Here is a 24,134-nt window from a genome sequence, read left to right as displayed (position 1 = left end):
CCGTGAGTCTGCGCGAAACCCCCCTCGACTTCCCACCGCCCCAGTTCCACGTGGAGCTGCTGGTCGGCGACCACTCGCCCTGCTTCATGCGGAAGGCGGCACGGCACTACCTGGCGATCTGGCACCGCGAGGCGCTCGCCGACGCGGTGACCCTCGCCCTGACCGAACTCCTCACCAACGTGCACCGCCACGTACCGGGCCGCTGGTGCACCAGCACCGTCCTCCGCACGCCACACGGCGTACGCATCGAGGTGTACGACCGCTCCCCCACGCTCCCGGAGCCCCGTACCACCGACCCCCTGGCGACGGAGGGCCGCGGCCTCACGCTGCTCACCCACGTGACCAGCGCGTGGGGCGTCACCCCACACCACGACAAGGGCAAAACGGTGTGGTGCGAGGTGACGGAGGTACCCGCATGAATCGCACCGGCACAGCCGCAGCACGACGCTACGCTGCCCGCATGAGTACGCACCCTGCTCCCCACAGCGGAGACGGCGACACTCCGCTGATCCCTCAGCCCGCCATGACGCGGGAGGCGCTCCGCGAGGCCGTGCGGCACATCCGGCCCCTGAACCTCGCGCAGTTCGACCGGGAGTTGGGAGAGGCGTTCGACCAGGCGGTGCGTACCGAGTCCATCGGCTGGATGCGCACCTTCCTCGTCAAGTGGGCCACCTTCGTGGCCGTCGAACGCCGCCCGGAGCGGTCCGCCGCCCTGCGCGAGGCCGAGCAGACCGCCCAGAACCCCACCTCGACCGACGAGCAAGCACGCGAAGCGCAGTACGAGATCGCCCGCATCCTGCGCGACGCCGAACGCGAGGCCAAGGGGTGACCGACGACGACACCTGGCAGCACGAATACGTGCCCGACGAGGCGTTCATCGTCGGAGGGATACCGGGAGAGGGGCTCGCCGAGGTCGAGGGCGTCATCCGGGGCCTGCTCGAACTCGCCGAACTGCGCCTGGAAGCGGGCAACGACTACGACGAGCAGAACCCGCAGAGACTGCGCACCATCAGCACGGACCGGCTGATCCTCTGGTACCAGAAATTCGACGACCGGAAGCGGATCTACACGGTCCGGGTCACCTGGCTCGACTGAGCCCCTCAACCGGCGTGTGCTCAGCCCTCCTCGGACACCCGCCGCAGGAAGCCCAGCAGCTCCGCGTTGACCTCCTCGGGCCGCTCCTGCTGGGTCCAGTGGCCGCAGCCGGGGAGTACGGAATGGCGCAGGTCGGAGGCCAGTTCGTGGGCGCCGGCGATGACCTTGTCGACGCCGCCGTACGCCGTCGACAGGTCGCGGTCACCCACCACGTACAGCGCGGGAACGTCCACGCGGCGGCCCTCCAGCCACGGCGTCTGCTCCCAGTTGCGGTCGAAGTTGCGGTACCAGTTGAGCCCGCCGGTGAACGCGCGCTCCCCGTGCGTCCCGTAATCCGCCACGAACGCGGCGATGTCCTCCTCGCTCAGCCAGCCCGGCAGCTTGTCCGGATCCGGGATCGCGTCCAGGACGCCGCCGCCCTCGGGCGCGATCCACGGCCGCGGCGGATCGGTGAACGGGCTGTCCCCCGACGCCCCCACCAGCAGCTTCCGGAACGTCGTGCCCAGATCCCGCGCCAACTCCGCGTCCGCCACGCCCGGTTCCTGGAACCGCAGCACGTAGAAGTCGTCGCCCGCCGCCTGCCGCATGAGCTGCGTGGGCGGCGTGCCCCCGCGCCCGGGCGGCGGCACCGAGAGTCCCGCGACACCTCGTACGACGTCCGGCCGGAACATCGCGGTGTGCCACGCCACCGGCGCGCCCCAGTCGTGCCCGACGACCACCGCGCTCTCCCGGCCCAGCCCGTGGATCAGGCCGATCACATCGCCGGTGAGCTGCATCATCGTGTACGCCGGGATGTCCTCGGGCTGGTCGCTGCGCGCGTAGCCGCGCTGGTCGGGCGCCACGACCCGGTAACCGGCCTCGGCCAGCGGCCCGAACTGGTGCCGCCACGAGTACCAGCTCTCAGGGAAGCCGTGCAGCAGCACCACCAACGGCCCGCCCTCAGGCCCGCACTCGGCAAGGTGCAACCGCACGCCGTTGACATCGAGGTGTCGGTGCTGGATCGCGTCGAGACTCACGGGCCCTCCGAGGGTTGCGGGTAAGTGTCCATGCAGGTCTCTGCAACCTACCGGGTGACTCCCGCATTCCGGAGGGGACGGAGGGGCCCCGGGCCCGGGCCGGACACACGCCGGGCCGGGCACACGCCCCTCACCCCTTACGCGGCGCCCGCACCCCCCGGAACTCCCAGTCCCCGCCGAACGCCGTCGACCTCACCTCCTCCGACTCCGTCGGCTGCGCCCCGCAGTCCTCGCGTACGGGAACGGGCCCGGCCACGATCCGGTTGGACAGCCGTCCAAGGCCCTCGGCCTCGACCTCCACCACGTCGCCGGGCTGCACGGGGCGGGAGTTGGCGGGGGTGCCGGTGAGCAGGACGTCGCCCGGTTCGAGGGTGATCGTGCGGGCGATGTCGGCGACGAGGTAGTGCATGTCCCACTGCATCTCGTCGGTCGAACCGTCCTGCACCAGCGCCCCGTTCACGTACGTCCGCAGGTATTTGGAGTGGAAGTCCCAGCCGGTGACCAGCCCCGGGCCGAGCGGGCAGAGCGTGTCGGAACCCTTCACCCGCAGCATCGACCCCGCGTCGGTGTCCCGGAAGTCGTGCAGGCCGTAGTCGTTGGCGACAGTGTAGCCCGCGATGTGGTCGCCGGCCTCGGAGGGCGCGATGTTGCGGCAGGTCCGGCCGATGACGGCGGCGATCTCGCCCTCGTAGTTGAGGTACCGGCACCCCTCGGGCCGCACCACGGAACCCCCGTGCGCGTTCAGCGCCGACACCGGCTTGTGGAAGTACGTGGGCGCCGCGGGCAGCCTCGTGCCGAACTCCTCCACCCTGCTGCGGTGGTTGAGATGCACGGCGATGATCTTGGAGGGCCGGACGGGCGGCAGGTGGACGGCGTCAGCGGCCTTGACCCTCCGGCCGTCGCCCGCGACCAGCTCGTCGCCCTCGCGGACGGTGCGGACGACGGCGCCGTCCAGCAGGATGCGGCGGTATTCGCGCTGTCCGGCGGTGCTGTTCGTGAGTGGGCTGCTCATGGGTGGGTCCTCCCGGAGAGAGCGGTGCTTACGTTGCGGAGCAGTGCTCTGGTGGCGGAGCGATGCTCTGGTAGCGGAGCGGCGCTCTGATAGCGGAGCGGCGCTCTGATAGCGGAGCGGCGCTCTGGTAGCGGAGCGGCGCTCTGGTAGCGGAGCGGCGCTCTGGTAGCGGAGCGGCGCTCTCTCACCTCGCCGCCCAGCCCCCCGCCGGCCGGTCGAACCACAGGTGGATCTGGCCCGTCCCGACCGAGTTCTCGTAGTCGCTGAAGCGGCGCCCAGGCGCGGAGCACCGCTCTTCACCGAGAGCACCGGCCATCATCAGGTAGTGCCCGAACCCGGCCTCCGGCTTGTACCGCAGGAACTCCGGCATCGTGCGCAGCACTCGACCGTGGTCGCCGGCCTCCAGCCAGTGGATGCGCTCCTCATCGGCGGCCCGCGCCCCGGGGGTGCGGATGTGCGCGGGATCGCTGGCCTCGTGCGCGCGCAGCTCGCGGAGCGGCCAGAAGGTGTGCGAGAGAGCACCGCTCGCAATCAAGAGCACCCGTCGCCCGGGCAGCGCGGCGATGCCGTCGGCGAGCGCGCGGCCCAGCCGCAGATGATCCTCGGAGTCGCCGGTCTGGCACACGCCGATGGACAGCCACCGCTTGTCGTCGAGGCCCTGGCCCAGATACGTCCACAGATTCACGGTCGCGTAGTGAACGGGCAGGCAGGGGTCGTCGATGGGCGTGATCCAGGTGCCGTGCTTGTCGGCGAACTCCGCTACGGAGGCGGCCAGTTCGGGATCGCCGGGGAAGTCGTACGGCATCCGGCACATCCCCCGCGGCAGCTCCTCCGAGGTGAACAGCCCGGCCCTGCGGCCCTGCGCGGCCACCACGAACTCCACGGTCGTCGCCCAGTGCGAGTCCAGCACCACGACGGTGTCGTAGTCGAGCGTCTCGAAGACCTCAGCGCGAAGCCTGCGCAGCCCGGGCACGAGGCTGATCTCCGCGCCGCCGTTCAGCTCCCTGCGGGTGTCCTCGGGCAGCACGATGGTCGGTACGTGCGCGAGCAGCCCCGCGCCGGCGATCTCCCCCATCAGCCGCTCCAGCCGGCGGGCGCGGTCACGGTGTTCTTCAGGTCGCAGAAGAAGTCGAAGCTCCAGTCGCCGCCCTCGCGCCCGATGCCGGACTGCCGCGAGCCGCCGAAGGGCGCGGCGAGGTCGCGTACGAAGAAGCAGTTGACCCACACCGTTCCCGCGGTCAGGCGGGAGGAGACGCGCGCGGCGCGCTCGCGGTCGCCGGTGGCGAGGGTGGCGGCGAGACCGAAGCGGGTGTCGTCGGCGAGGGCGACGCCCTGGTCCTCGTCCTCGAAGGTCTGGAGGGTGAGAACGGGCCCGAAGACCTCCTCCTGCACGATCTCCGCGTCCTGCGCGACGTCGGTGAGGAGGGTGGGCCGGTAATAGGTCCCACCCGTGCGTTTGTTGAGTTCGTCGCGCGGGCCGCCTCCGAGCAGGACCCGGGCGCCGTCCCGCACGGCACGGCGCACGAAACCGTCCACGCGCTCCAGGTGGTCGGGGTGGATGTTCGGCCCGAGAGCAGTGCTCTCGTCGCGCGGATCGCCCTGCACGAGCGCACGGGCCCGCTCCATGAACCGTTCCAGGAACGCGTCCCGCACGGAGGACTCCACCAGGATCCTGGTCGCCGCGAGACACACCTGCCCCGCGTTGTCGTACTGCTCGACCGCCAGGTCGGCGGCCAGATCCAGGTCCGCGTCCGCGAAGACCAGCAGCGGGGACTTGCCGCCGAGTTCGAAGCTGGTGGGTACGAGGTTCGGCGCGGCGGCAGCGGCGATCCGGCGCGCCGTGGGCACCGAGCCCGTGAAGCTGATGCGCCGGACGCCGGGGTCGGCCGAGAGCGGTGCTCCGGTTTCGGAGCCGTGCCCTTGCAGCACGTTGAACACCCCGGGCGGCAGCCCCGCCTCGTGGGCGATGTCCGCGAACAGCGAGGCCGTGAGCGGCGACCACTCGGCGGGCTTGAGCACCACGGTGTTCCCCGCGGCCAGCGCCGGGCCGATCTTCCAGGTGGCGAGCATCAGCGGCGCGTTCCAGGGCGTGATCAGCGCGGCGGGCCCCGCGGGGTCCCAGCTCACGTGGTTGGTGTGGCCCCGGGTCTCGAAGTCCTCGTGCCCGAGCTCCAGCAACCGGTCGGCGAAGAAGCGCAGGTTGTGTGCGGCGCGCGGCATCACCCCGCGGCGGTGCGCCCGGAGCAGTGCTCCGTTGTCCGCGGTCTCCACACGGGCGAGGTCGTCGAGGCGCGCCTCCACGCCGTCGGCGATCGCGTGCAGCAGCCGGGCGCGTTCGGCGTGCGACGTGGCGGCCCAGCCCGGGAAGGCGGCGCGCGCCGCGGCGACGGCGGCTTTCGCCTCCTCGGCCCCGCCCCGCGCGACCTCGGCCAGCGCGGCGCCGTCGATCGGCGAACGGTCGGTGAAGGTGGCGGCGGAGGCGAGGCGTTCCCCGCCGATCCAGTGCCGGGTGTCGACGGGCACCCCGGCGACATGCGCCACGTGGGGCGCCGCTTCCCGTACGGGTGGGGATGTGCCGGCTGCGGGGTGAGCCATCGCGACCTCCGTATCGTTTGGCCCCAAACAAGGTAGGCGGGGGCCGGTGCGGCGGTCAACCCTCCGGGCGGGGGCGGGATGTGTGGTTCCCTGCGATTACGGTTTGACCCCAAACGATGACGCGAGGGAGCACCCATGCCCACCGGACCGTCCGCCGCGGAACCCGCGCCCACGCCTCCGTACACGCCGCCGCACACACCCCCGTACGCACCTCCGGGCACGCCTCCGTACACACCCCCGTACACCGGTGCGCGGCGCCCGCTGATCGCGCTGCCGCAGCGCTACTCCGCCACCACCTCCGCGCTCCGCTACGCGGCGGTGGTCACCGCGCGGGCGCTCGCCGAGGCCGTGCTGCGGGCCGGGGGCGAGCCGTTCATGATGCTGCCGGGCCCGCCCGAGGAGGCCGCGGCGCGGCTGGCGCGGTGCGACGGGCTGCTGCTGCCGGGCGGCGGCGACCTCTCGCCCCGGCTGTACGCGGACGGGACGGCGCACCGCAGCGTGTACGACGTGGACGAGGCGCAGGACGCGTTCGACCTCGCCCTCGTACGGAGTGCGCTGGACGCGGAGCTGCCGGTGCTCGCCGTGTGCCGCGGGTTGCAGGTGGCCAACGTGGCTCTCGGGGGGACGCTTCGGCAGGACATGGGGGATGTGGGCGGCCTGGCCGAGGGCGGCTCGGCGAAGAGCGGCCCGGCGGAGAGCGGCGCGGCAGAGGGCGGCTCGGCAGAGGGCGGCTCGGTGGAGCGTGGGGTGGCGCATCGACATCTCGTGCACGCCGTCGGGCTGGAGCCGGGGTCCACGGTCGCACGGGCGATGGGCGCCGAGAAGGCCGAGGTCTCCTGCTTCCACCACCAGTGCGTTGACCGGCTCGGCACGGGGCTCGCGGTGACGGCGCGCGCCGCTGACGGCACGCCGGAGGGGCTCGAACTCCCCTCCCGTACGGGCTGGTTCACGGCCGTGCAGTGGCACCCGGAGGACACCGCGGAGAGCCACCCCGCGCAGCAGGGACTGTTCGACGCGCTGGTGCGGGCCGCGGCGCGGGTGCGCGCGGACGCCGCGGCCCGCCCCGCCTAGCGGGTGAATCCGGCGGCCGGTCGGCAGGCACGCCGTCGGCGGACCGGGGTACCCGGGCACCCGGTGCTGGATGCTGCCCCGAGCGCCGGCGAGAACCGTCAGCCACGAGGAGAGGAGCCGACCATGGCAGCCTGCGAAGTCTGCGGCAACGACTACGAGATGTCCTTCGAGGTGATCACGGCGGGCATCACGCACACCTTCGACAGCTTCGAGTGCGCCTCGCACAAGCTGGCCCCGGTCTGCGAGCACTGCAACTGCCGCATCCTGGGCCACGGCCTGCAGACCGACGGCAAGTTCTTCTGCTGCGCGCACTGCGCACGTCAGCAGGGGTACGCCGATCTGTACGACCGCGTGTGAGCCGGTCGCGGCCCAGCGCACCGCGGCACGCCCCGCCGCACGCCCCGGCGCCCGCGCGGTTCAGCCGCGCGGGCGCCGTCCGCTGCGGCGGGGCGCCGGGGCCGCGCCGTCCAGGAGCTCCATGCGCCGCTCCTCGCCGTGCTCCTCGGTCTGCATCACGATCTTCCGCAGCAGCTCGGCGAGTTGCCGGCACTCGCGGTCCGTCAGGCCCTCGGCCACGAACGCCTCCTCCGCGTTGAACTGCGGAAAGACCTCCTCCATCAGCCGCTCGCCCTCCGGCGTGAGGCGGAGCAGCGCCAGCCGCCCGTCCTCCGGGTGCCCGTTGCGCTCCAGCAGCCCACGCCCCGTAAGGGTGCGCGCGACCCCCGTCAGGGTGCCCTTGGAGATCCCCGCCTCCTCGGCGACGTGCCGGGTCTCCATCTCGCCCCAGATCCACACGACCCACAGCACCACGAACGACGTCCAGGTCAGCTCGCAGCCCCGCAGCACGGAGTTCTCGAAGTGCTGGCGCACGGCGGCGGCCGCGCGGTAGATGTTCCCGACGGCCGCCATCTGCTCGTGGCGGATCGGGGTGTCGCCCAGCTTGGCCTGGATGGCCTTCTCGGTCTCCCGGATCGAACGGTGCCCCGTCACTGCCTCTCCCGCATCTGCCGCTTCTCCCTTGCCAGTTGGTGCCCTGCGCCCGGCGCCGTGCCGGCCGGAACCTCGGGCCCCGCACCCCTTGTAGGGCATCGTTTGCCCCCGTACGATCGGCGCCACTCCGCGGTCCGTACGGGACCAAACGATAGCGCGCGCCGGTCTCGCGCCCCGCGCACCAGCGCATCGCGCGCCCGCCGCCCCTCCCTCCCCTCCGGAGCCCGGCATGGCCCTTCAGGATCAGGAACAAGGCCACGAACAGGCCCAGGAACGGGGTGCGCCCCGCGCGGCCGCACCCGCTGCGCGACCCCGCATCGGCGTCCCCGGCGTCGTCTTCTTCGTCGTCGCCGCTTCCGCACCGCTCACCGTAGCGGCGGGCGGCATTCCGCAGTCGCTCGGCGTCACCCGGGTACTCGGCATACCTCTGCTGTACGTACTGATAGCGCTCGTCCTCGCACTGTTCAGCGCCGGGTACGCGGCGATGAGCAGGCACCTTCCGGGCGCCGGCGCCTTCTACGCGTACGCCGCCCGTGGACTCGGCCGGGTCGCCGGGGTGGCAGCGGCGTGCGTGGCGCTGCTCGCGTACAACGCCATGCAGATCGGCCTCGCCGGTCTCTTCGGCGCGACCACGGCCGACTTCCTGCACGCCCGTACGGGGCTCGAAGTCCCCTGGTGGGCCGTGGTGTCGGCGGCGATCGCGCTGGTCGGGGTGCTCGGCTACCGGCGGGTGGACGTGAGCGTGCGGGTGCTCGCGGTGCTGCTGGCGCTGGAGTTCGGGACGGTACTGGTCTTCGACGTGGCGCAGTTCGCACACGCGCCGCAGGGCGTGAGCGCGACGCCGCTGAGCTGGGGTTCGGCCGTGCACGGCGAGGTCGGGGTCGCTTTGTGCTTCGTCTTCGCCGCGTTCATGGGCTTCGAGTCGGCGGCGCTGTACGGCGAGGAGTGCCGCGATCCGCGCCGCACGGTCCCGCGCGCCACCTACACCGCCGTCGCGCTGATCGGCGGCTTCTACGCGCTGTCGGCCTGGGCGATGATCACCGGCGCGGGCACGTCGCGCGCGGTGGCGGACGCCGCGTCCCAGGGACCGGACATGATCTTCGCGCTGGGCGCCCGCAGCCTCGGGCCCGCCTTCGCCGACCTGGCCCAGCTCTTCCTGATCACCAGCATCCTGGCCGCGCTGGTGTCCTTCCACAACGCCGTGGCGCGGTACGTGCGTTCGCTCGGCCGCGAGGGCGTGCTGCCCGCCGGGCTGGGCGTGGCGCACCCGCGGCACGGTTCGCCGCACCGGGGTTCGCTGGCGCAGACGGGGGTCACCGTGATGGTGGTCGCGGTGTTCGCGCTGGCCGGGCGCGATCCGGTGGACGACGTGTTCACCTGGCTCACGAATCTCGGGGCGCTGGGCGTGATCCTGCTGCTGCTCACGACGTCCGCCGCGGTGATCGCCTTCTTCTCCCGTACGGGTTCGCCCCGGGAACCCCTGTGGAACCGCCTCCTGGCACCCGCGCTCTCCGGCGCGGCGCTCGCCGTGATCTTCTGGCTGGCCCTGACGAACTTCGGGGTACAGCTCGGGGTCGGCCCGCACAACCCGCTCCGCTGGGCCCTGCCAGGACTGGTACTCGCCGCCGCGGCGGCGGGGGCCGGGTGGGGGCTGCGCCTGCGCCGCTCCCGGCCGGTGACGTACGGGCGGATCGGGGGCGCGGGGGCGGAGGCGTCGGACGAGGAGGCGGTGACGGAAAGCCCCTAGGGGGTGCCTCCCCCTAGGGGCAGGGGCGTGCGGCTACTCCGCCCCGCTCGTGTCCCGTTCCAGCAGCGTGCCGCCGTTCCAGCACACGCCGACCTGCCGGTAGTACGCGGCGATCGGCTCGACCACCCGCAGCTCTGCCAGCTCCTCCGTGGGGGACGCGAAGAGCTCCACATCGGCCTCGCCCGACCAGACCTGACCGCCCTCGGCCGATGCGGCGCCGCTCTCGATCAGTTCGTCGAGCGCCAGGCCCTTGCCGTCCACGGACGGGAGCCAGCGGTGGTGGGCCATGGGGTGCGCGTTGACGAAGCCGGCCGAGGCGCACGGTTCGCGCAGGGTCACCACGGCCTGCGCCAGCCTCCGGTCGCCGGCGGCCAGCGTGGCCCCGAACCGTGCCCCCGGCGCCAACTCCGGGGCGGGCCCGTAGGGGTGGGGCCTGGTCTGGTGGATGGAGCCCAGCTTCTTGGGATAGCCCTGGTGGTTGCCGCGCGCGATGGCGAAGTCCTTGTCGACCCAGATATAGACGCAGCGCGAATACGTACGGCCGCGGTACGAGCACCGCACCACCGCGAAGCACTCCTTGTACTGGCTGCGCACAGGGTCCAGCAGCTCCTCGCCCGCTTCCCCGCAGGACTGCCAGTCGGCCCAGATCAGCGCGACGGCGCCGGGGTCGTCCCCGGCCAACTCCAGTGGCGGGGGCAGGAGTTCGGCGACCCGCGCGGGGTCGGTGCGGTACTCGACGGTGAGCAGGTCCCCCGAGTAGTACCAGGGCGGCGCGGGGATCAGGGACGCCCGCCCCGTCGCGGACTTCGGCGGATAGAACCCGCGGAGGACCGGCCCCCCGGCCCCGCCTTCGGCTTCGCTCTCGGACACGGCGTACTCCAACTCCTCGGCGCGCGGCGGTTCTTCCATATCGTTTGGGCCCGTACGTTATTCCGCGGCGGCCGGCTTGTCACGGGTCTTGTGCCGCACCGGCGCCGTCCATACTGTTTGACCCAGACTGTTTGAACCCAAACGACACACCGCGACCCCCAACGCACCCCCGCGCCGCGTGCCACGCCACGCACCACCCCGCACCCCGCCCCTACCCGCTCCGCAGAAAGGCTGGGCCACGGTGAGCGAAGCGCCCGCATCCCGCAGCGAACCCGCAACGGAACCCGCCGAGGCCGCCGTCGAGGCCCTGCGCGCCCAGGGCACGGACGTCGTCCGCGTCGTCTACCCGGACATGCTCGGCGTGGACCGGGCACGCGATGTGCTCGTCGACCACCTTCCCGCCGCCTGCGGGAGCGGCCTCTCCTTCTGCCGCGCCGTCTACCACACCAGCCCGCAGGGCGACGTGGTGCCGGTCGCCGGCGGCCTGGACCGGGGGCTCCCGGACATCACCGTGCGCCCCGACCTGGGAACCCTCGCCCCGCTGCCCTGGGAACCCGGCGTCGCCTGGTGCCTCGGCGACGCCACCGACCCCGAACTGGCCGCGCCCCCGCCGGAGTCGCCCCGCGACCTGCTGCGCGCGGTGACGGGCCGGTGCGCCGAGCACACCGCCGCGGGCGCCACGGGACCGCTGACGCCGGTGGTCGGCCCGGAGCTGGAGTACTACCTCTGCGAGCCCGACCCCTCATCGGCCTCAGGGTGGACCCCGTACGGGAAGGCGCCAGGCAACGTCTACAGCGCCGGCCTGCGCGGCGACCCGGACCGCCATCTGCTGGGGGCATTGCGGCAGTTGGGCGCACTGGGCATCGGCGCGACCACCGGGAACCACGAATTCGGCAGCGGCCAATTCGAGATCAACCTGACCCACTCCACCGCGCTCGACGCCGCCGACCGGGCCTTCCGCTTCAAGGCCGCGGTCAAGGAGATCGCCCGCGCCGAGGGCAGGCTGGCGACCTTCATGGCCAAGCCCTTCAACGAGGAGGGTGGTTCCGGTTTCCACCTGCACCTGTCGCTGGTGGACGCCGGGGGCCGCAACGCGCTCGGCGACCCCGAGGACGCTCAGGGTCTCTCCGGCACCGCGCGGCACGCCGTCGCGGGCGTGCTCGCGCACGCGCCCGCGCTGGCCGCCCTGCTGAACCCCACGATCAACTCGTACAAGCGCTTCGGCCCCGACTCGCTCGCCCCCTGGCTCATCGACTGGGGCCTGGACAACCGCAGCGCCATGCTGCGCATCCCTCCCGAACGCGGCGGCGGCACCCGCCTCGAACTCCGCCTCGGCGACGCCACCGCCAACCCCTATCTCGCCGTCGCCGGCGCGGTCGCCGCCGCCTCGCTGGGCGTACGCGACAAGCTCGAACCGCCCGAGCCCCTGGAGGGCTACGGCTACCGCCAGGACCTCGCGCCCCGCCTCCCCGGAACGCTGAGCGAGGCCCTGGACGCCCTCGCCGCCGACGAAGCGCTCACCGAGGTGCTGGGCCCCGCCTTCGTGTCCTCCTTCCTCGCCTACAAGCGCAACGAGATCGAACGCTTCCACCAGCACGTCACCGACTGGGAGTTCCGCGAATACGCGCTGATGCTGTGAGCGGTGCGGGAGCAGCGCACGCTGTGAGAGCTGCTCACGTTGTGAGCGCCCGTGCCTGCTGTGGGCGCCGTGAGCCCGCCCGTGCTCGCTGTGGGCGCGTTGAGCACGCCCGCGCCGCCCCGCACCTCCGGACACCCGCACCGCACGTACGCAAAGCCCCGTGCGCAACGCCCCCGTACGCGAAGGAGCCGCACCGTGACCCTCACCAGCGCCACCCCCGCTCCGCTGCCGCTGTCCGAGGTGGATCTCGCGGACCACGGAGGGTTCACCGATCCGGTGCTGCCCTGGCGGATGTTCGACACGCTGCGCCGCGAGGACCCGGTGCACTGGCAGCCCGAGCCCGCGCCCAACAGCGGCTTCTGGGCCCTCACCCGGCACGCCGACATCGTGAACGCCGACCGCGACCCTGACACCTTCACCTCCACACGCTTCACCAACCTGGAGGAGGTCGACGACGACCAGATCCGCATACGCCGGTCCCTCCTGGAGACCGACGGGCTGCGGCACCACGCCATGCGGCGGCTGCTCCAGAAGCAGTTCACCCCGCGTGCCGTCGCCGCCTACGAGACCTTCCTGCGCGGCCTCACCGCCCGCACCCTCGACGCGGCGCTCGCCAAGGGGCGCTTCGACTTCGTGTCGGAGGTCGCCGCCGACTTCCCCATCAACGTGCTGGCCCGCATGCTCGACGTACCCGACGGCGACACCGGCCGGCTCATCGAGTGGGGCAACCGCATCATCGGCAACACCGACCCGGACTACGCGGACGTCCTGCTCGGCAGCGAGGAGAGCGAGCGCTACCGCGACCTGCCCTTCCGCAGCCCCGCCTCCCTCGAGGTCTTCGCCTACGGGCGCGAACTCGCCGCCCAGCGGCGCGGCGGCGACGGCCAGGACCTGATCAGCAGCCTGGTGAACCAGACCCCCCGCGACGGCGTCCCCCTCAGCTCCCAGGACTTCGACAACTACTTCCTCCTGCTCGTCGTCGCCGGCAACGAGACCACCCGGCACGCCATTTCCCATGCGATGCTCGCCCTCCTCCGGCACCCGGAGCAGATGGACATGCTGCGCGCCGACCCCTCGCTGATGCCGGGCGCCGTCGAGGAGTTCCTGCGCTGGGCCTCCCCCGTCTACCACTTCCGCCGCACTGCCACCCGCGACGTCGAACTGGGCGGCAAGCACATCGCCGAGGGCGACAAGGTGGTCCTCTGGTTCGCCTCCGGCAACCGCGACGAGCAGGTCTTCGACGACCCCTACCGCTTCGACGTCACCCGGCGAAAGAACGACCACCTCACCTTCGGCAAGGGCGGACCGCACTTCTGCCTCGGCAGCGCGCTGGCCCGGCTGGAGATGCGGGTGATGTTCGAGGAACTGCTGCCCCGCGTCTCCGGCATCCGCCTCACCGGCGAGGTCCGCCGCGTCCGCTCCAACTTCGTCAACGGCATCAAGGAACTCCCGGTGGAGGTCACCCTGGCCTGAGGGACCCGCGGCCTGCCCCTCGGAGCGAACTTCCCCTCCGCGCAGGCCCCTTGCCGCCCGCCGCCCTACTTCCCTATCGCGCACTCCTTCTCCGTGAGGACCTTGCCGCTGCCCGCCTCCCGCGAACACAGCGGCACCTTGCGCACCTTGGCGCCGTGCGGCCCCGGGCTGGTCTGCCGCACCAGGGATATCGCGTACGAGTCGCGCTCGGTGTACGGCACGTCGCGGGTGAGGTTGAGCGTGCCGGTCTCCTGGCCGCTCAGCTCGACGCCCCGGATGTTCGCCCAGGTCGCCGCGCGGCTCTGCGGGTCGCTGTCCCAGGTGCCCGCCGCATACAGCACCTGCACGGCGTCGTGGGTGAGCGGCGCCTGGCTGCCCGTACGGTCGGCGCTCGGCAACGTGCCGCCCGCCGGCGCGGTGGGCTCGACGTGATACAGGGTGACGCCGCGCGGCAGCACATAGGCGTCGGGTGAACTCCCCGTCCTGGACAGGTCGTCCCCGGCGAAGATGCTCAGCTTCCTCCCCATGCAGTCCACATTGGTCCGCAGCTCCCTCATCAGCGCCGGCAGATCCTCGGAGCGCCCCGCGAAGTAGAGCACCGAGGCACCGGAGGCGCAGACGCCGCGCATGGCCCCCGTCATCGCCGGGACGCCCTGCTTCAACTGATAGGCCACGCGCAGCGGATCCCTGTACCCGGTGTCCTCCAGCATCGCCCTGCCGTACCGCGCCTGCTCCTCCGCATAGCGGTCGATCGTCTGGGCCGGATCGCGGAGCAGCACGGCCGCCCTGCCCGCGGGGCCCCGCTTGTGCACCTGCTCGGCTATCAGCCGGAGCTGCCGGGCCTGGAAGCGGTCGGTGGGGGTGAGGCCGAAGTAGTTGCCGTACTCCCTCGGCAGCTCGGTCGCGGAATCCGTACTGGAGACCACCGGCAGGTCGGCCCTCAGGAGCTCCCGCTGCACGTCGCCGCTGCTGTCCAGGTCCCGGCCCAGCCCCGCGACGCCGATGACGTCGCTCTGCCGCTCGGCAACGGACACGATGTGCCGCGCCATCAGCCGCTGATGCTGCATCTCGGCGCCGCCGTTGGCGATCAGGATCTTCAACTTGACCGGATCGCCCGCGTGTTCGCGCTGCGCGGCGAGCACGCCCTGCAGCTCGTCGGCGCCCTTCTGCTGCTGCGCCGCCGTGCCGCTGAGCGGCCCCGCGTACACCACCGTGACGTGCGGGCTGTCGCCGATCCCCGCGTTGAGCGCGTTGATCTCCTCCTGGGTGTGCCGGGCGCCGGGGAAAGGAGTGCCGCCCTCGGTGGCCACCCCGACGCACTCCTCCGCGTGGTTGGCGAGGCCGCCGCTCTTCTTCTCCGCGTCCCGGTTGGCGACGGCGAGGCCGCTGCGGCAGTAGCGCTGCTGGAGATAGGCGTCATACCCCCAGGCGGAGAGGCCGCCCGCCGCCAGCACCAGGACCAGCACCGGCAGCGACCACGCCCGCCCGGCGAGCGTGCGCCGCACGTCGGGCATGCCGCACACGCTGGCGTACACCGGGTCCTCGCGGGCGAGCCAGTCCTCCGGCAGCGGCTCCTTCAGCACCCACGGCAGGGTGCGGTCGCCCAGGCTCGGCGACTGCCCCGCGCGCAGGCCGCGGCTCCAGGAGGCGTACCAGTGCTGTATCTGCGCCACAGGCACCAGCCCGTCGGCCACCTCGGCGCCCTCGGCGCTGCGCCGCGCCCCGGCCGCCGGGTCCTCCCGCACGATGGAGCGCTCCAACTGCTGGACGTGCTCCTGCCGGATGGCGGCGACCACCAGCAGCGGGTCCAGCTCGCTGCGGCGGCTGCGCACATCGCTGAGCGCCTCGATCAACGCGATACCGCCGTTGGCACCGTCGACCTGCGGGAGGAACAGCATCGGCGGGGCCGTCCGCTTGCGCCGCCGCAGGTCGGGGGCCCAACTGCGGTGCCCCTCGCGCAGATCCTCCAGCATCGCCAGCACCCGGAGCTGGAGGTGGAACCGCTGCGCGTCCTCCACCTGCGCTGCCGGCACCCCCGCCCCGCGCTCCGGATCCAGCATCACCACGCCCCGCTCCCGCGCCGAACCGCCCTCCCGCTGCTGCCCGTTGGCCGCGGCCAAGTCGGCGCCGCGCTGGAGCAGCCCCGCGTCCCGCATCGTCCTGGCCACCTCGTACGCGCGGTCGCCGAGGGTGCTGCGGGGCGGCACAACGCGCCGTATCCGGCGGCCGCCGCGCACCGTCTCGATGCCCGAACCGAAGCGCAGGAAGGTCGTGTTGACGAACCAGCGCGCCTCGGAGCGCGTGCCCAGCAGCACCGGCGTCCTGCTCGGCAGCACGTCCACCAGCACCAGGCCGCCGACCAGGAAGACGGCCGTGCCCAGGACGGCGTACCAGTTCCACTGGCTGACCAGGGCGGCGGCCATCGTCAGCAGCAGCGCGGGCAGCAGCCGGGAGGCGTCGAACAGGGCGTCGCGCACCGAGTGCAGCATGCTGGTGCCCGAGGAGCGCCAGCGGCGGCCGTTCAGCCGGTCCAGCAGCTCTGCGCGCGCGGTCTCCTCGTCCATGCGGCCGAGCCACCAGTCGTCCGGCATCAGCTCGGCCGCTTCCTCCAGCGCCCTGATCAGGCCGCTGCGGCGGAAGGCATACGGCCTGTACCCGCCGCGCCTGGCGGCCCAGCCGCGCTCCCGCGCCCCGAACTCCCGCAGCGCGTACAGCGCCCTGGACCGCGGCGAGCCCGGTGAACCCGGCGCTCCCTGCGACCCTCCGGACAGCTCGTGGAGCACGCAGCGCGCGCCGTGCCACACCTCCTCGGCGTACACCTCGCGCACGACCTCGGCGGCGCGGGCGTCGGCGCCGGGACCGCCATCGTCGGCATGCAGCACCAGCACCGGCATCGGCGGTCTGCTACGGCGGAATCCGCGGACGAAGCCGCCCAGCCAATCCAGCACATAGTGCGTGGCCCTGTATTTGATCCGGTCGTGTACCCCACCCTGCTGCGCCATTGCCGGCCCCCGTTCACGTACTTCGAGGCTAGCTACGCCCGAGTGACGGCTGCAATGGGTCATTCCCCTGATACGCAGGGGAGTTGAGGGACCTGCCCCCTAAGGGAAACCCTGACGCGGGGGGGGGGGGGGAGCGAGAAAGGCTCAGCCTCCGGACGTGTCCAGCTCCGCGTCCGCGGTCACGCCGCCCGCGCAGTCGTAGGGGTCGTCCAGCCAGCCGTCGGGGAGCACCACCTTGTTCCGGCCGTGGGTGCGGCCGCGCGGGCCGTCGGCGCCGGCGGCGGGCCAGGGCTGGTCGAGGTCCAACTCGTCGAGGAGCGCGCGCAGTTCCTCCAGCGAGGCGGCCACCGCGAGCCGCTTGCGCATCTCCGAACCGACCGAGAAGCCCTTGGTGTACCAGGCGACGTGCTTGCGGAAGTCGATGACGCCGCGCGCCTCGTCCCCCAGCCACTCCCCCAGCAGCTGCGCGTGCCGCACCATCGTGTCCGCGACCTCGCGCAGCGTCGGCTCGGCGCGCTCGCTCCGGCCCTCGAACGCGGCCACCAGGTCGCCGAAGAGCCAGGGCCGCCCGAGGCAGCCGCGGCCCACGACCACGCCGTCGACGCCGGTCTCCCGCACCATCCGCAGCGCGTCGTCGGCGGACCAGATGTCGCCGTTGCCCAGCACCGGGATCTCCGGCACGGCCTCCTTGAGGCGCGCGATCGCCTCCCAGTCGGCGGTGCCGCTGTAGTGCTGCGCCGCGGTGCGGCCGTGCAGGGCGATCGCGGTCACGCCCTCGTCCACGGCGATGCGGCCCGCGTCCTGGAAGGTCAGGTGGTCGTCGTCGATGCCCTTGCGCATCTTCATGGTCACCGGCAGGCCGCCCGCGTTGTTCACCGCCTCGTGCAGGATCGCGCGCAGCAGCGGCCGCTTGTACGGCAGCGCCGAGCCGCCGCCCTTGCGGGTCACCTTCGGCACGGGGCAGCCGAAGTTGAGGTCGATGTGGTCGGCCATGTCCTCGTCGGCGATCATCCGCGCGGCCTTGCCGACGGTGACCGGGTCCACTCCGTACAGCTGGATCGAGCGGGGGCGCTCGGTCTCGTCGAAGTGCACGAGCTGCATGGTCTTCTCGTTCCGCTCGACCAGCGCCCGCGTGGTGATCATCTCGCTGACGAACAGCCCCTTGCCGCCGGAGTGCTCCCTGCACAGCGTGCGGAACGGCGCATTGGTGATCCCCGCCATGGGTGCCAGCACGACGGGCGGCTGGACGCTGTGCGGGCCGATCTGCAACGCCTGGGACATCGCGCGCTTTCCTCCGGAGGGCGGGTGACGGGTCGGGTACGACCTCCCATTGTCCCCTACACGGACGCGGGCCCGACCCGCGGCCGCAAAGCCCCGGAAGACCAGGAGGACCGGGAGGACCGGGAGGGCCGGGAAGGCGGGGAAGGCGGAGAAGGCCAGGAAAACCGAGAGGACCGGGAAGCCGCCGCCCTACGCCTGCTCCCCCAACCACTCCAGCCGCCGCTCCGTCTCGTCGTCCGCCGGTACGTAGGCGACCACGCGGGGCGCTCCCACCTGCGGCGTCATCCACATGTTGCGGTGCTCCAGACGCAGCAGGCCGGCCCGCGCATGCCGGTAGCGCTTCACATGGGGTGACACCGGCGCCACCTCGTACGCCTCCCACAGCTCCCGGAACTCCTCCGATGCCCCCTCCAGGCGCCGCAGCCACGCGCACCACACGGGGTCTCCCATGTGCTCGGCCATCGCGCCGCGGAACTTCGCCACGAGGTCCCGCAGCATCTCGTCCCGGTCGAGGAAGGTCTCACGCCAGCGCTCGCTCTTGAGCAGCAGCCACAGGCAGTTCCGCTCCTCGAAGGGCAGCTCCTCGGGGTCGCCGAAGACCTCCGCGTACGGACGGTTGGAGGCGAGCACGTCATACCGGGCGTTCTGCACGGCGGCCGGAAGCGGCGCCATCTGGCGCAGCAGCCGCAGGGCCGAGTCGGAGACGCCGGGGCAATCGGCGCCCGGCAGCGGGTCGGGCGTCCCCGCGAGCGCGAAGAGGTGCGCGCGCTCTCCGCGGTCCATCAGCAGAGCGCGTGCCAACGCGTCCAGGACCTGCGCCGACACCCGTATGTCGCGGCCTTGCTCCAGCCACGTGTACCAGGTGACGCCCACGGTCGAGAGGTGCGCTACCTCCTCGCGGCGCAGCCCCGGGGTGCGGCGGCGCTGCCCGCGCGGCAGGCCCACGCGCTCCGGCGTCGTGCGCTCCCGTCTGCTGCGCAGGAAGGCGGCGAGCTCTCTGCGACGCGCGGCCTCGTCGCCGCGGGCGTCGGCGAACGAGGCCGTGATGTCTGCGAGGGACGAGAACGAGGAGGCGGCCGGAACCTCGGAAACGGCAGAGGTCTCGGGATCGGCCGCAGCCTTGGAATCGGCTGAGGTCTCGGGAGCGGGCAGGGTCTCGGAGACGGTCGGGGCCTCGGAGACGGTCGAGGTCTCGGGGACGGTCGCGGACATACCCCCAGCGTGCGGCACGGCGGCGCGCCTGGCCAGGCTGGTTCCAGGTGGTGCCACTACCAGTATCGAGAGCGTCTGGTACCAGGCTCGGAGTTCGGCGAGCGTCTAATCCCATGAGCCCTAACGTCAACGCCGTGACCCGACAGACCGCCCCGGCCGCGTCCCGGAGCACCGCAGCGCACACGCCCGGCACCACACCACCCGACGGCCCGCCCGACGGCCCCTCGCTGGGCCCGCTCGGCCTGCTCACCGTGCTGCTCGGCGCCGCCCTGCCGATGCTCGACTTCTTCATCGTGAACGTGGCGCTGCCCAGCATCCAGAGCGATCTGCGCGCCTCGCCCGCGACGCTGGAGATGGTGATCGCCGGGTATGCCGTCGCGTATGCGGTGCTGCTGGTGCTCGGCGGGCGGCTCGGCGACACGTACGGGCGCCGCGCGCTGTTCCTGTGGGGCGTCGCCGCCTTCGGCCTCACCTCGCTGGCCTGCGGACTCGCGCCCGGGGCCTGGTGGCTGGTGGGCGCGCGGGTCGCCCAGGGCGCCGCCTCGGCGCTGATGCTCCCGCAGGTCCTGGCCACCATCCACGCCACGACCCGCGGCCCGCACCGGGCACGCGCGCTGAGTCTGTACGGGGCGATGGGCGGCATAGGCGCCGTGCTCGGCCAGGTGCTCGGCGGCGTGCTGGTCGCGACGGACATCGCGGGCACGGGCTGGCGGGCGATCTTCCTGGTGAACGTCCCCGTGGTGCTGGCGGCCCTGGTCTTCGCCGTTCGCGCGGTGCCCGACAGTCGTTCGCAGAGCCCGGCGCGCGGCGACACCGCCGGGGTCGTGCTGCTCGCCGCCGCGCTGACCGCGCTGCTCCTGCCGCTGACCGAGGGCCGCGCGGCGGGCTGGCCGCTCTGGTCGGTGCTGCTCCTAATCGCCGCGCCCTTCCTCGGCTGGGCCTTCCTCGCCACCGAGCGCCGGGAGGAGCGCGCGGGTCGCAGCCCCCTGCTGCCCCCTTCGCTGCTGCGCGAACCGGGCGTGCGCAAGGGCCTCGCCCTCGCGTTCCCGATCTTCATGGGCTTCAGCAGCTGGATGTTCGAGATCGCCGTGACCCTCCAACAGGGCCTGCGCTTCGGCCCGTTGGCCGCGGGGCTGGCGATGATCCCGATGGGACTGCCGCAGTTCGTCTCCTCGCTGCTCGCGCCGCGTCTCGCCGCGCGGCTCGGCAGCAGGGTGGTCACGCTGAGCGCACTGCTCCAGGGCACCGGGCTGGTGATCGTCGCGCTCACGGCGCTGGCCCGCTGGGACGGGCTGAGCTGGCTCGCGCTGGCGCCGGGGCTGGCGGTGTGCGGGCTGGGCACCGGGCTCCAGGTGCCGATGTATTACCGGATCGTGCTGGCGGCGATACCCGCGCACCGCGCCGGCGCCGGCAGCGGTCTCGCGGCCACCACCCAGCAGGCGTGCCTGGCCCTGGGCGTGGCCACGCTGGGCTCACTCTTCATCGCCCTGACCTCGTCCGCCGGCATGCGGGACGCGCTGGTCACGGTGCTGGCCGTGCACGTCGTGGGCCTGGCGGGCCTGGTGCTGCTGAATCTGCGGATGCCGAAGGAGCTGAGCTGAGGGAGCCGAGACGCGCAGCCCCGCACACACCGGACGGCAGGCACAGGTCGGACGGCAGGCACAGGTCGCAGAGCGCCAGCCACCGGGCAACAGGCACCACGCACCGCCCGGTGACAGGTGACAGTTATTGAAATCTGTCACCTCTCATGTCACCCTCGGCAGGGAGACAGCACGACGCGACGACCGCACTCCCCACCCACCTGAGAGGGGCCACCGATGCGCACCCGCACCCTCGGCACCAAGGGACCCGAGACCTCGGCGCTCGGCCTCGGCTGCATGGGCATGTCCGCCCTCTACGGCCAGACCGACCGGGCCGAGTCGATCGCCACCGTCCACGCCGCGCTCGACGCGGGCATCACGCTGCTGGACACCGGCGACTTCTACGGCATGGGCCACAACGAACTGCTGATCAACGAAGCCCTGCGCACGGCGCCCGCCGCGCACCGCGAACGCGCCCTGCTGAGCGTGAAGTTCGGCGCGCTGCGCACCGTGGAGGGCGGCTTCACCGGCTACGACGGGCGGCCCGCCGCGGTGAAGAACTTCGCCGCGTATTCGCTCCAGCGGCTCGGCGCCGACCACATCGACGTCTACCGCATCGCCCGCGTCGACCCCGACGTGCCCATCGAGGAGACCGTCGGCGCCATCGCGGAGCTGGTCGAGGCGGGCCACGTACGGCACATCGGGCTGTCCGAGGCGGGCGCCGAGACCGTGCGCAGGGCCGCGGCGACGGCGCCGATCAGCGACCTCCAGATCGAGTACAGCCTCCTCTCCCGCGGCATCGAGGAGGAGATCCTGCCCACGTGCCGCGAGCTGGGCGTCGGGATCACCGCGTACGGGGTGCTCTCGCGCGGCCTCATCAGCGGGCACTGGGGCAGGGACAGGCAGTTGGCGCCGGGCGACTTCCGCGGGTTCAGCCCGCGCTTCAGCGGCGAGAATCTGGCGCACAACCTCGACCTCGTGGACGCGCTGCGCGCGGTGGCCGAGGCGAAGGGCGTGACCGTCGCGCAGGTCGCCATCGCCTGGGTGCTCTCCCGCGGCGAGGACATCGTTCCGCTGATCGGAGCCCGCACCAGGGACCGCCTCACGGAGGCGCTGTCGGCGGCGGAGGTTAGGCTCGACGACGGCGAACTGGCCGCCGTGGAGCGGGCCGTTCCCGCGGGCGCCGCCGCGGGTGAGAGGTATCCGGCCGAGCAGATGGCGTTCCTCGACAGCGAGAAGTGAGCCGCGAGAAGAGACCGGCACGACGCGGCGGCGCGGGAAGCCGCCGCAGAGACGGGGAGCCATGCCGCCCGAGACGCTGACGCCCGAGCGCATCCTCCGGGCCACCGAGGACGTGCTGCGACGCCATGGCCCGGCCAAGGCCACCGTGGTCGACGTGGCCCGCGAGCTCGGCGTCAGCCATGGCAGCGTCTATCGGCACTTCCGCACGAAGGCCGCGCTGCGCGAGGCGGTCACGCAGCGCTGGCTGGACCGCACGACCGAGAAGCTGTCCGCGTGCGCCACCGGCGAGGGGCCGGCCGAGGAGCGGATGCGCGCGTGGCTGAGCGGCCTGTTCGAGGCCAAGCGGCGCAAGGCGGGCGACGACCCCGAGCTCTTCGCGACGTATATGGCGCTCGTCGGCGAGAGCAGCGGCGTGGTCAGCCGGCACATCGACAGCATGGTCGGACAGCTCGCCGGGATCGTCGAGGACGGCCGCGCGCAGGGCGTGTTCGGCGCGCCGGACGCCACGTCCGCACGCACGACGGCCCGCGCCCTCTTCGACGCCACGGTCCGCTTCCACGACCCGGGCCACGCGGCGGAGTGGACACGCCCCGGCATCCAGGAGGAGTTCGAGGCGCTGCTGGAGCTGCTGATGCAGGGCCTGCGCGCACAGCGGCCCTGACGACAGAGCCGCACAGCACGAGGGCCCCGCCCCGGCAGACGTACGCGGTCGCACGCGCCGGAACGGGGCCCTCGTACAGGCGCGGAGGCCGTACGAGCCCGGAGGCTCAGCAGCCCAGCAGGCGCGCGCCCAGGTAGGACTCGATCTGGTCCAGGGAGACCCGCTCCTGCTTCATGGTGTCGCGCTCACGCACGGTCACCGCGTTGTCGTCGAGGGTGTCGAAGTCGACGGTGACGCAGAACGGGGTGCCGATCTCGTCCTGGCGGCGGTAGCGGCGGCCGATGGCGCCCGCGTCGTCGAAGTCGATGTTCCAGTGCTTGCGCAGCGTCTCGGAGAGGCCGCGGGCCTTCGGCGACAGCTTCTCGTTGCGGGACAGCGGCAGCACCGCGACCTTGATCGGGGACAGCCGCGGGTCGAGGCGCATCACGGTGCGCTTCTCCATCTTGCCCTTGGCGTTCGGCGCCTCGTCCTCGATGTACGCGTCGAGCATGAAGGCGAGCATGGCGCGGTTCACACCGGCCGCCGGCTCGATCACGTACGGGATCCAGCGCTCGCCGGCCTCCTGGTCGAAGTACGACAGGTCGTGGCCCGACGCCTTGGAGTGCGCGGTGAGGTCGAAGTCCGTGCGGTTCGCGACGCCCTCGAGCTCGGAGAACTCACTGCCGCCGAAGTTGAAGCGGTACTCGATGTCGGCGGTGCGCTTCGAGTAGTGGGAGAGCTTCTCCTTGGGGTGCTCGTACCAGCGGATGTTCTCCTCGCGGATGCCGAGGCCGCGGTACCAGTTCCAGCGCTGCTCCATCCAGTACTCGTGCCACTGCTCGTCCTCGCCCGGCTTGACGAAGAACTCCATCTCCATCTGCTCGAACTCGCGGGTCCGGAAGATGAAGTTGCCCGGAGTGATCTCGTTCCGGAAGGACTTGCCGGTCTGCGCGATGCCGAACGGCGGCTTCTTGCGCGAAGTCTGCTGTACGGCGGCGAAGTTGGTGAAGATGCCCTGCGCGGTCTCGGGGCGCAGGTAGGAGCGCGCGCCCTCGTCCTGGACCGGGCCGAGGAAGGTGGAGAGTAGGCCGGAGAACTGCTTGGGCTCGGTGAAGCCGCCCTTGTTGCCGCAGTGCGGGCAGTTCAGGTCGGCGAGACCGTTCTCCGGGAGGCGGCCGTGCTTCGCCTCGTACGCCTCCTCCAGGTGGTCCGCGCGGAAGCGCTTGTGGCAGGAGGTGCACTCGGTAAGGGGGTCGGTGAAGGTGGACACATGGCCCGACGCCTCCCACACCTGGGGGGCGAGGATCACCGAGGAGTCGATTCCGACCACATCGTCGCGGGAAGTGACCATGCTGCGCCACCACTGGCGCTTGATGTTCTCCTTGAGCTCCACACCGAGCGGACCGTAGTCCCAGGCGGCACGCTGACCACCGTAGATCTCGCTGCACGGGTAGACGAAGCCTCGGCGCTTGCTCAGGCTGACGATGGTGTCGATCTTGTCGGCGGCCACGGTGCTCTCTTCATCAACGACGACGGAATACCTCAGATTACCGAGCACTGAGGGGCCCGAATCAAATCGGTTCCCCTCAGCGGCCCTTGTCCGCTCCCCCGCCGAGCCCACTACCCCCTCACTCCCCGTAAGGCATTTGACAACGGTTTCCATCTAGCC

At 72.3% G+C, this 24,134-nt stretch carries 21 protein-coding genes; 11 read left to right on the top strand and 10 right to left on the bottom strand.

Features of this window, described 5'->3' with window-relative positions; all coding sequences use genetic code 11:
* The first annotated feature begins 2 nt into the window (after positions 1–2).
* The 3 genes from ABEE00_RS10685 to ABEE00_RS10675 are packed head-to-tail and all read left to right on the top strand — an operon-like array spanning position 3 to position 1,095.
* Complete coding sequence (locus ABEE00_RS10685) at positions 3–419, top strand: ATP-binding protein (protein WP_345745101.1); 417 nt, start codon at positions 3–5, stop codon at positions 417–419.
* A 41-nt stretch (positions 420–460) separates the two neighbouring features.
* The gene (locus tag ABEE00_RS10680) at positions 461–829 is read left to right on the top strand and encodes a hypothetical protein (protein ID WP_345745100.1); all 369 of its coding nucleotides are present in this window, start codon (positions 461–463) and stop codon (positions 827–829) included.
* A complete protein-coding gene (locus ABEE00_RS10675) occupies positions 826–1,095 on the top strand; it encodes a hypothetical protein (protein WP_345745099.1) in 270 nt (89 codons plus the stop codon). Before ABEE00_RS10680 ends, ABEE00_RS10675 begins: the two co-directional genes overlap by 4 nt.
* A 20-nt stretch (positions 1,096–1,115) precedes the next feature.
* Here ABEE00_RS10675 and ABEE00_RS10670 read toward each other — a convergent pair whose 3' ends face one another.
* The 4 genes from ABEE00_RS10670 to ABEE00_RS10655 form a co-directional block, all read right to left on the bottom strand.
* A complete protein-coding gene (locus tag ABEE00_RS10670; protein ID WP_345745098.1) occupies positions 1,116–2,111 on the bottom strand; it encodes an alpha/beta fold hydrolase in 996 nt (331 codons plus the stop codon).
* A 130-nt stretch (positions 2,112–2,241) separates the two neighbouring features.
* Positions 2,242–3,123: a fumarylacetoacetate hydrolase family protein gene (locus ABEE00_RS10665; RefSeq protein WP_345745097.1), complete on the bottom strand. Its 882-nt coding sequence runs from the start codon at positions 3,121–3,123 to the stop codon at positions 2,242–2,244.
* A gap of 184 nt (positions 3,124–3,307) precedes the next feature.
* Positions 3,308–4,198 carry a 3,4-dihydroxyphenylacetate 2,3-dioxygenase gene (locus ABEE00_RS10660; RefSeq protein ID WP_345745096.1) on the bottom strand — a complete coding sequence of 297 codons (891 nt, stop codon included), beginning with the start codon at positions 4,196–4,198 and terminating at the stop codon, positions 3,308–3,310.
* On the bottom strand, positions 4,198–5,718 hold the full coding sequence (locus ABEE00_RS10655) for an aldehyde dehydrogenase (RefSeq protein ID WP_345745095.1): 1,521 nt from the start codon (positions 5,716–5,718) through the stop codon (positions 4,198–4,200). Before ABEE00_RS10655 ends, ABEE00_RS10660 begins: the two co-directional genes overlap by 1 nt.
* Before the next feature lie 135 nt (positions 5,719–5,853).
* Between ABEE00_RS10655 and ABEE00_RS10650 the strand changes: the two genes are divergently transcribed.
* Together ABEE00_RS10650 and ABEE00_RS10645 are read left to right on the top strand one after the other, a co-directional pair.
* Positions 5,854–6,789, top strand: a complete 936-nt coding sequence (locus ABEE00_RS10650; protein WP_345745094.1) for a gamma-glutamyl-gamma-aminobutyrate hydrolase family protein — start codon at positions 5,854–5,856, stop codon at positions 6,787–6,789.
* A gap of 123 nt (positions 6,790–6,912) precedes the next feature.
* Positions 6,913–7,146: a hypothetical protein gene (locus ABEE00_RS10645; RefSeq protein WP_345745093.1), complete on the top strand. Its 234-nt coding sequence runs from the start codon at positions 6,913–6,915 to the stop codon at positions 7,144–7,146.
* Positions 7,147–7,206: 60 nt separating this feature from the next.
* Here the strand turns inward: ABEE00_RS10645 and ABEE00_RS10640 are convergent, their stop codons facing one another.
* A complete protein-coding gene (locus ABEE00_RS10640; protein ID WP_345745092.1) occupies positions 7,207–7,779 on the bottom strand; it encodes a MarR family winged helix-turn-helix transcriptional regulator in 573 nt (190 codons plus the stop codon).
* Between the two features lie 229 nt (positions 7,780–8,008).
* Between ABEE00_RS10640 and ABEE00_RS10635 the strand changes: the two genes are divergently transcribed.
* Positions 8,009–9,526 carry an APC family permease gene (locus tag ABEE00_RS10635; protein WP_345745091.1) on the top strand — a complete coding sequence of 506 codons (1,518 nt, stop codon included), beginning with the start codon at positions 8,009–8,011 and terminating at the stop codon, positions 9,524–9,526.
* Between the two features lie 33 nt (positions 9,527–9,559).
* Here ABEE00_RS10635 and ABEE00_RS10630 read toward each other — a convergent pair whose 3' ends face one another.
* Complete coding sequence (locus ABEE00_RS10630) at positions 9,560–10,396, bottom strand: acetoacetate decarboxylase family protein (protein ID WP_345745090.1); 837 nt, start codon at positions 10,394–10,396, stop codon at positions 9,560–9,562.
* Between the two features lie 352 nt (positions 10,397–10,748).
* On the opposite strand from ABEE00_RS10630, the gene ABEE00_RS10625 reads away from it, so the two are divergent.
* Together ABEE00_RS10625 and ABEE00_RS10620 are read left to right on the top strand one after the other, a co-directional pair.
* Positions 10,749–12,035: a glutamine synthetase family protein gene (locus ABEE00_RS10625; protein ID WP_345745422.1), complete on the top strand. Its 1,287-nt coding sequence runs from the start codon at positions 10,749–10,751 to the stop codon at positions 12,033–12,035.
* A gap of 195 nt (positions 12,036–12,230) precedes the next feature.
* Positions 12,231–13,508, top strand: coding sequence for a cytochrome P450 (locus ABEE00_RS10620; RefSeq protein ID WP_345745089.1), 1,278 nt, complete (start codon positions 12,231–12,233; stop codon positions 13,506–13,508).
* A 65-nt stretch (positions 13,509–13,573) separates the two neighbouring features.
* Here the strand turns inward: ABEE00_RS10620 and ABEE00_RS10615 are convergent, their stop codons facing one another.
* The 3 genes from ABEE00_RS10615 to ABEE00_RS10605 all read right to left on the bottom strand — a co-directional run bounded on the left by ABEE00_RS10615 (position 13,574) and on the right by ABEE00_RS10605 (position 19,003).
* Complete coding sequence (locus ABEE00_RS10615) at positions 13,574–16,510, bottom strand: ABC transporter substrate-binding protein (protein ID WP_345745088.1); 2,937 nt, start codon at positions 16,508–16,510, stop codon at positions 13,574–13,576.
* Between the two features lie 144 nt (positions 16,511–16,654).
* On the bottom strand, positions 16,655–17,791 hold the full coding sequence (gene dusB, locus ABEE00_RS10610; RefSeq protein ID WP_345745087.1) for a tRNA dihydrouridine synthase DusB: 1,137 nt from the start codon (positions 17,789–17,791) through the stop codon (positions 16,655–16,657).
* Between the two features lie 189 nt (positions 17,792–17,980).
* Positions 17,981–19,003, bottom strand: a complete 1,023-nt coding sequence (locus ABEE00_RS10605) for a helix-turn-helix transcriptional regulator (protein WP_345745086.1) — start codon at positions 19,001–19,003, stop codon at positions 17,981–17,983.
* A gap of 113 nt (positions 19,004–19,116) precedes the next feature.
* Between ABEE00_RS10605 and ABEE00_RS10600 the strand changes: the two genes are divergently transcribed.
* From ABEE00_RS10600 to ABEE00_RS10590, 3 genes are all read left to right on the top strand, one after another.
* On the top strand, positions 19,117–20,604 hold the full coding sequence (locus ABEE00_RS10600; RefSeq protein ID WP_345745085.1) for an MFS transporter: 1,488 nt from the start codon (positions 19,117–19,119) through the stop codon (positions 20,602–20,604).
* Positions 20,605–20,820: 216 nt separating this feature from the next.
* Complete coding sequence (locus tag ABEE00_RS10595; protein WP_345745084.1) at positions 20,821–21,825, top strand: aldo/keto reductase; 1,005 nt, start codon at positions 20,821–20,823, stop codon at positions 21,823–21,825.
* A gap of 61 nt (positions 21,826–21,886) precedes the next feature.
* Positions 21,887–22,486, top strand: coding sequence for a TetR/AcrR family transcriptional regulator (locus ABEE00_RS10590; protein ID WP_345745083.1), 600 nt, complete (start codon positions 21,887–21,889; stop codon positions 22,484–22,486).
* A gap of 106 nt (positions 22,487–22,592) precedes the next feature.
* Here ABEE00_RS10590 and ABEE00_RS10585 read toward each other — a convergent pair whose 3' ends face one another.
* On the bottom strand, positions 22,593–23,975 hold the full coding sequence (locus tag ABEE00_RS10585) for a glycine--tRNA ligase (protein WP_345745082.1): 1,383 nt from the start codon (positions 23,973–23,975) through the stop codon (positions 22,593–22,595).
* Positions 23,976–24,134: the final 159 nt, after the last annotated feature.

The sequence above is a fragment of the Streptomyces odontomachicola genome, assembly GCF_039605595.1.
Taxonomy (GTDB): domain Bacteria; phylum Actinomycetota; class Actinomycetes; order Streptomycetales; family Streptomycetaceae; genus Streptomyces.
The sequence above is the reverse complement of the archived record's forward strand: the minus strand, read 5'-3'. Positions and strand labels throughout refer to the sequence as shown.

Excerpts from the sequence above, each read along its gene's own strand:
- ABEE00_RS10680 (WP_345745100.1), top strand. The coding sequence starts at position 461 with ATGAGTACGCACCCTGCTCCCCACAGCGGAGACGGCGACACTCCGCTG.
- ABEE00_RS10665 (WP_345745097.1), bottom strand. The coding sequence starts at position 3,123 with ATGAGCAGCCCACTCACGAACAGCACCGCCGGACAGCGCGAATACCGC.
- ABEE00_RS10660 (WP_345745096.1), bottom strand. The coding sequence starts at position 4,198 with ATGGGGGAGATCGCCGGCGCGGGGCTGCTCGCGCACGTACCGACCATC.
- ABEE00_RS10655 (WP_345745095.1), bottom strand. The coding sequence starts at position 5,718 with ATGGCTCACCCCGCAGCCGGCACATCCCCACCCGTACGGGAAGCGGCG.
- ABEE00_RS10650 (WP_345745094.1), top strand. The coding sequence starts at position 5,854 with ATGCCCACCGGACCGTCCGCCGCGGAACCCGCGCCCACGCCTCCGTAC.
- ABEE00_RS10645 (WP_345745093.1), top strand. The coding sequence starts at position 6,913 with ATGGCAGCCTGCGAAGTCTGCGGCAACGACTACGAGATGTCCTTCGAG.
- ABEE00_RS10635 (WP_345745091.1), top strand. The coding sequence starts at position 8,009 with ATGGCCCTTCAGGATCAGGAACAAGGCCACGAACAGGCCCAGGAACGG.
- ABEE00_RS10625 (WP_345745422.1), top strand. The coding sequence starts at position 10,749 with ATGCTCGGCGTGGACCGGGCACGCGATGTGCTCGTCGACCACCTTCCC.
- ABEE00_RS10615 (WP_345745088.1), bottom strand. The coding sequence starts at position 16,510 with ATGGCGCAGCAGGGTGGGGTACACGACCGGATCAAATACAGGGCCACG.
- dusB (WP_345745087.1), bottom strand. The coding sequence starts at position 17,791 with ATGTCCCAGGCGTTGCAGATCGGCCCGCACAGCGTCCAGCCGCCCGTC.
- ABEE00_RS10605 (WP_345745086.1), bottom strand. The coding sequence starts at position 19,003 with ATGTCCGCGACCGTCCCCGAGACCTCGACCGTCTCCGAGGCCCCGACC.
- ABEE00_RS10600 (WP_345745085.1), top strand. The coding sequence starts at position 19,117 with ATGAGCCCTAACGTCAACGCCGTGACCCGACAGACCGCCCCGGCCGCG.
- ABEE00_RS10595 (WP_345745084.1), top strand. The coding sequence starts at position 20,821 with ATGCGCACCCGCACCCTCGGCACCAAGGGACCCGAGACCTCGGCGCTC.
- ABEE00_RS10590 (WP_345745083.1), top strand. The coding sequence starts at position 21,887 with ATGCCGCCCGAGACGCTGACGCCCGAGCGCATCCTCCGGGCCACCGAG.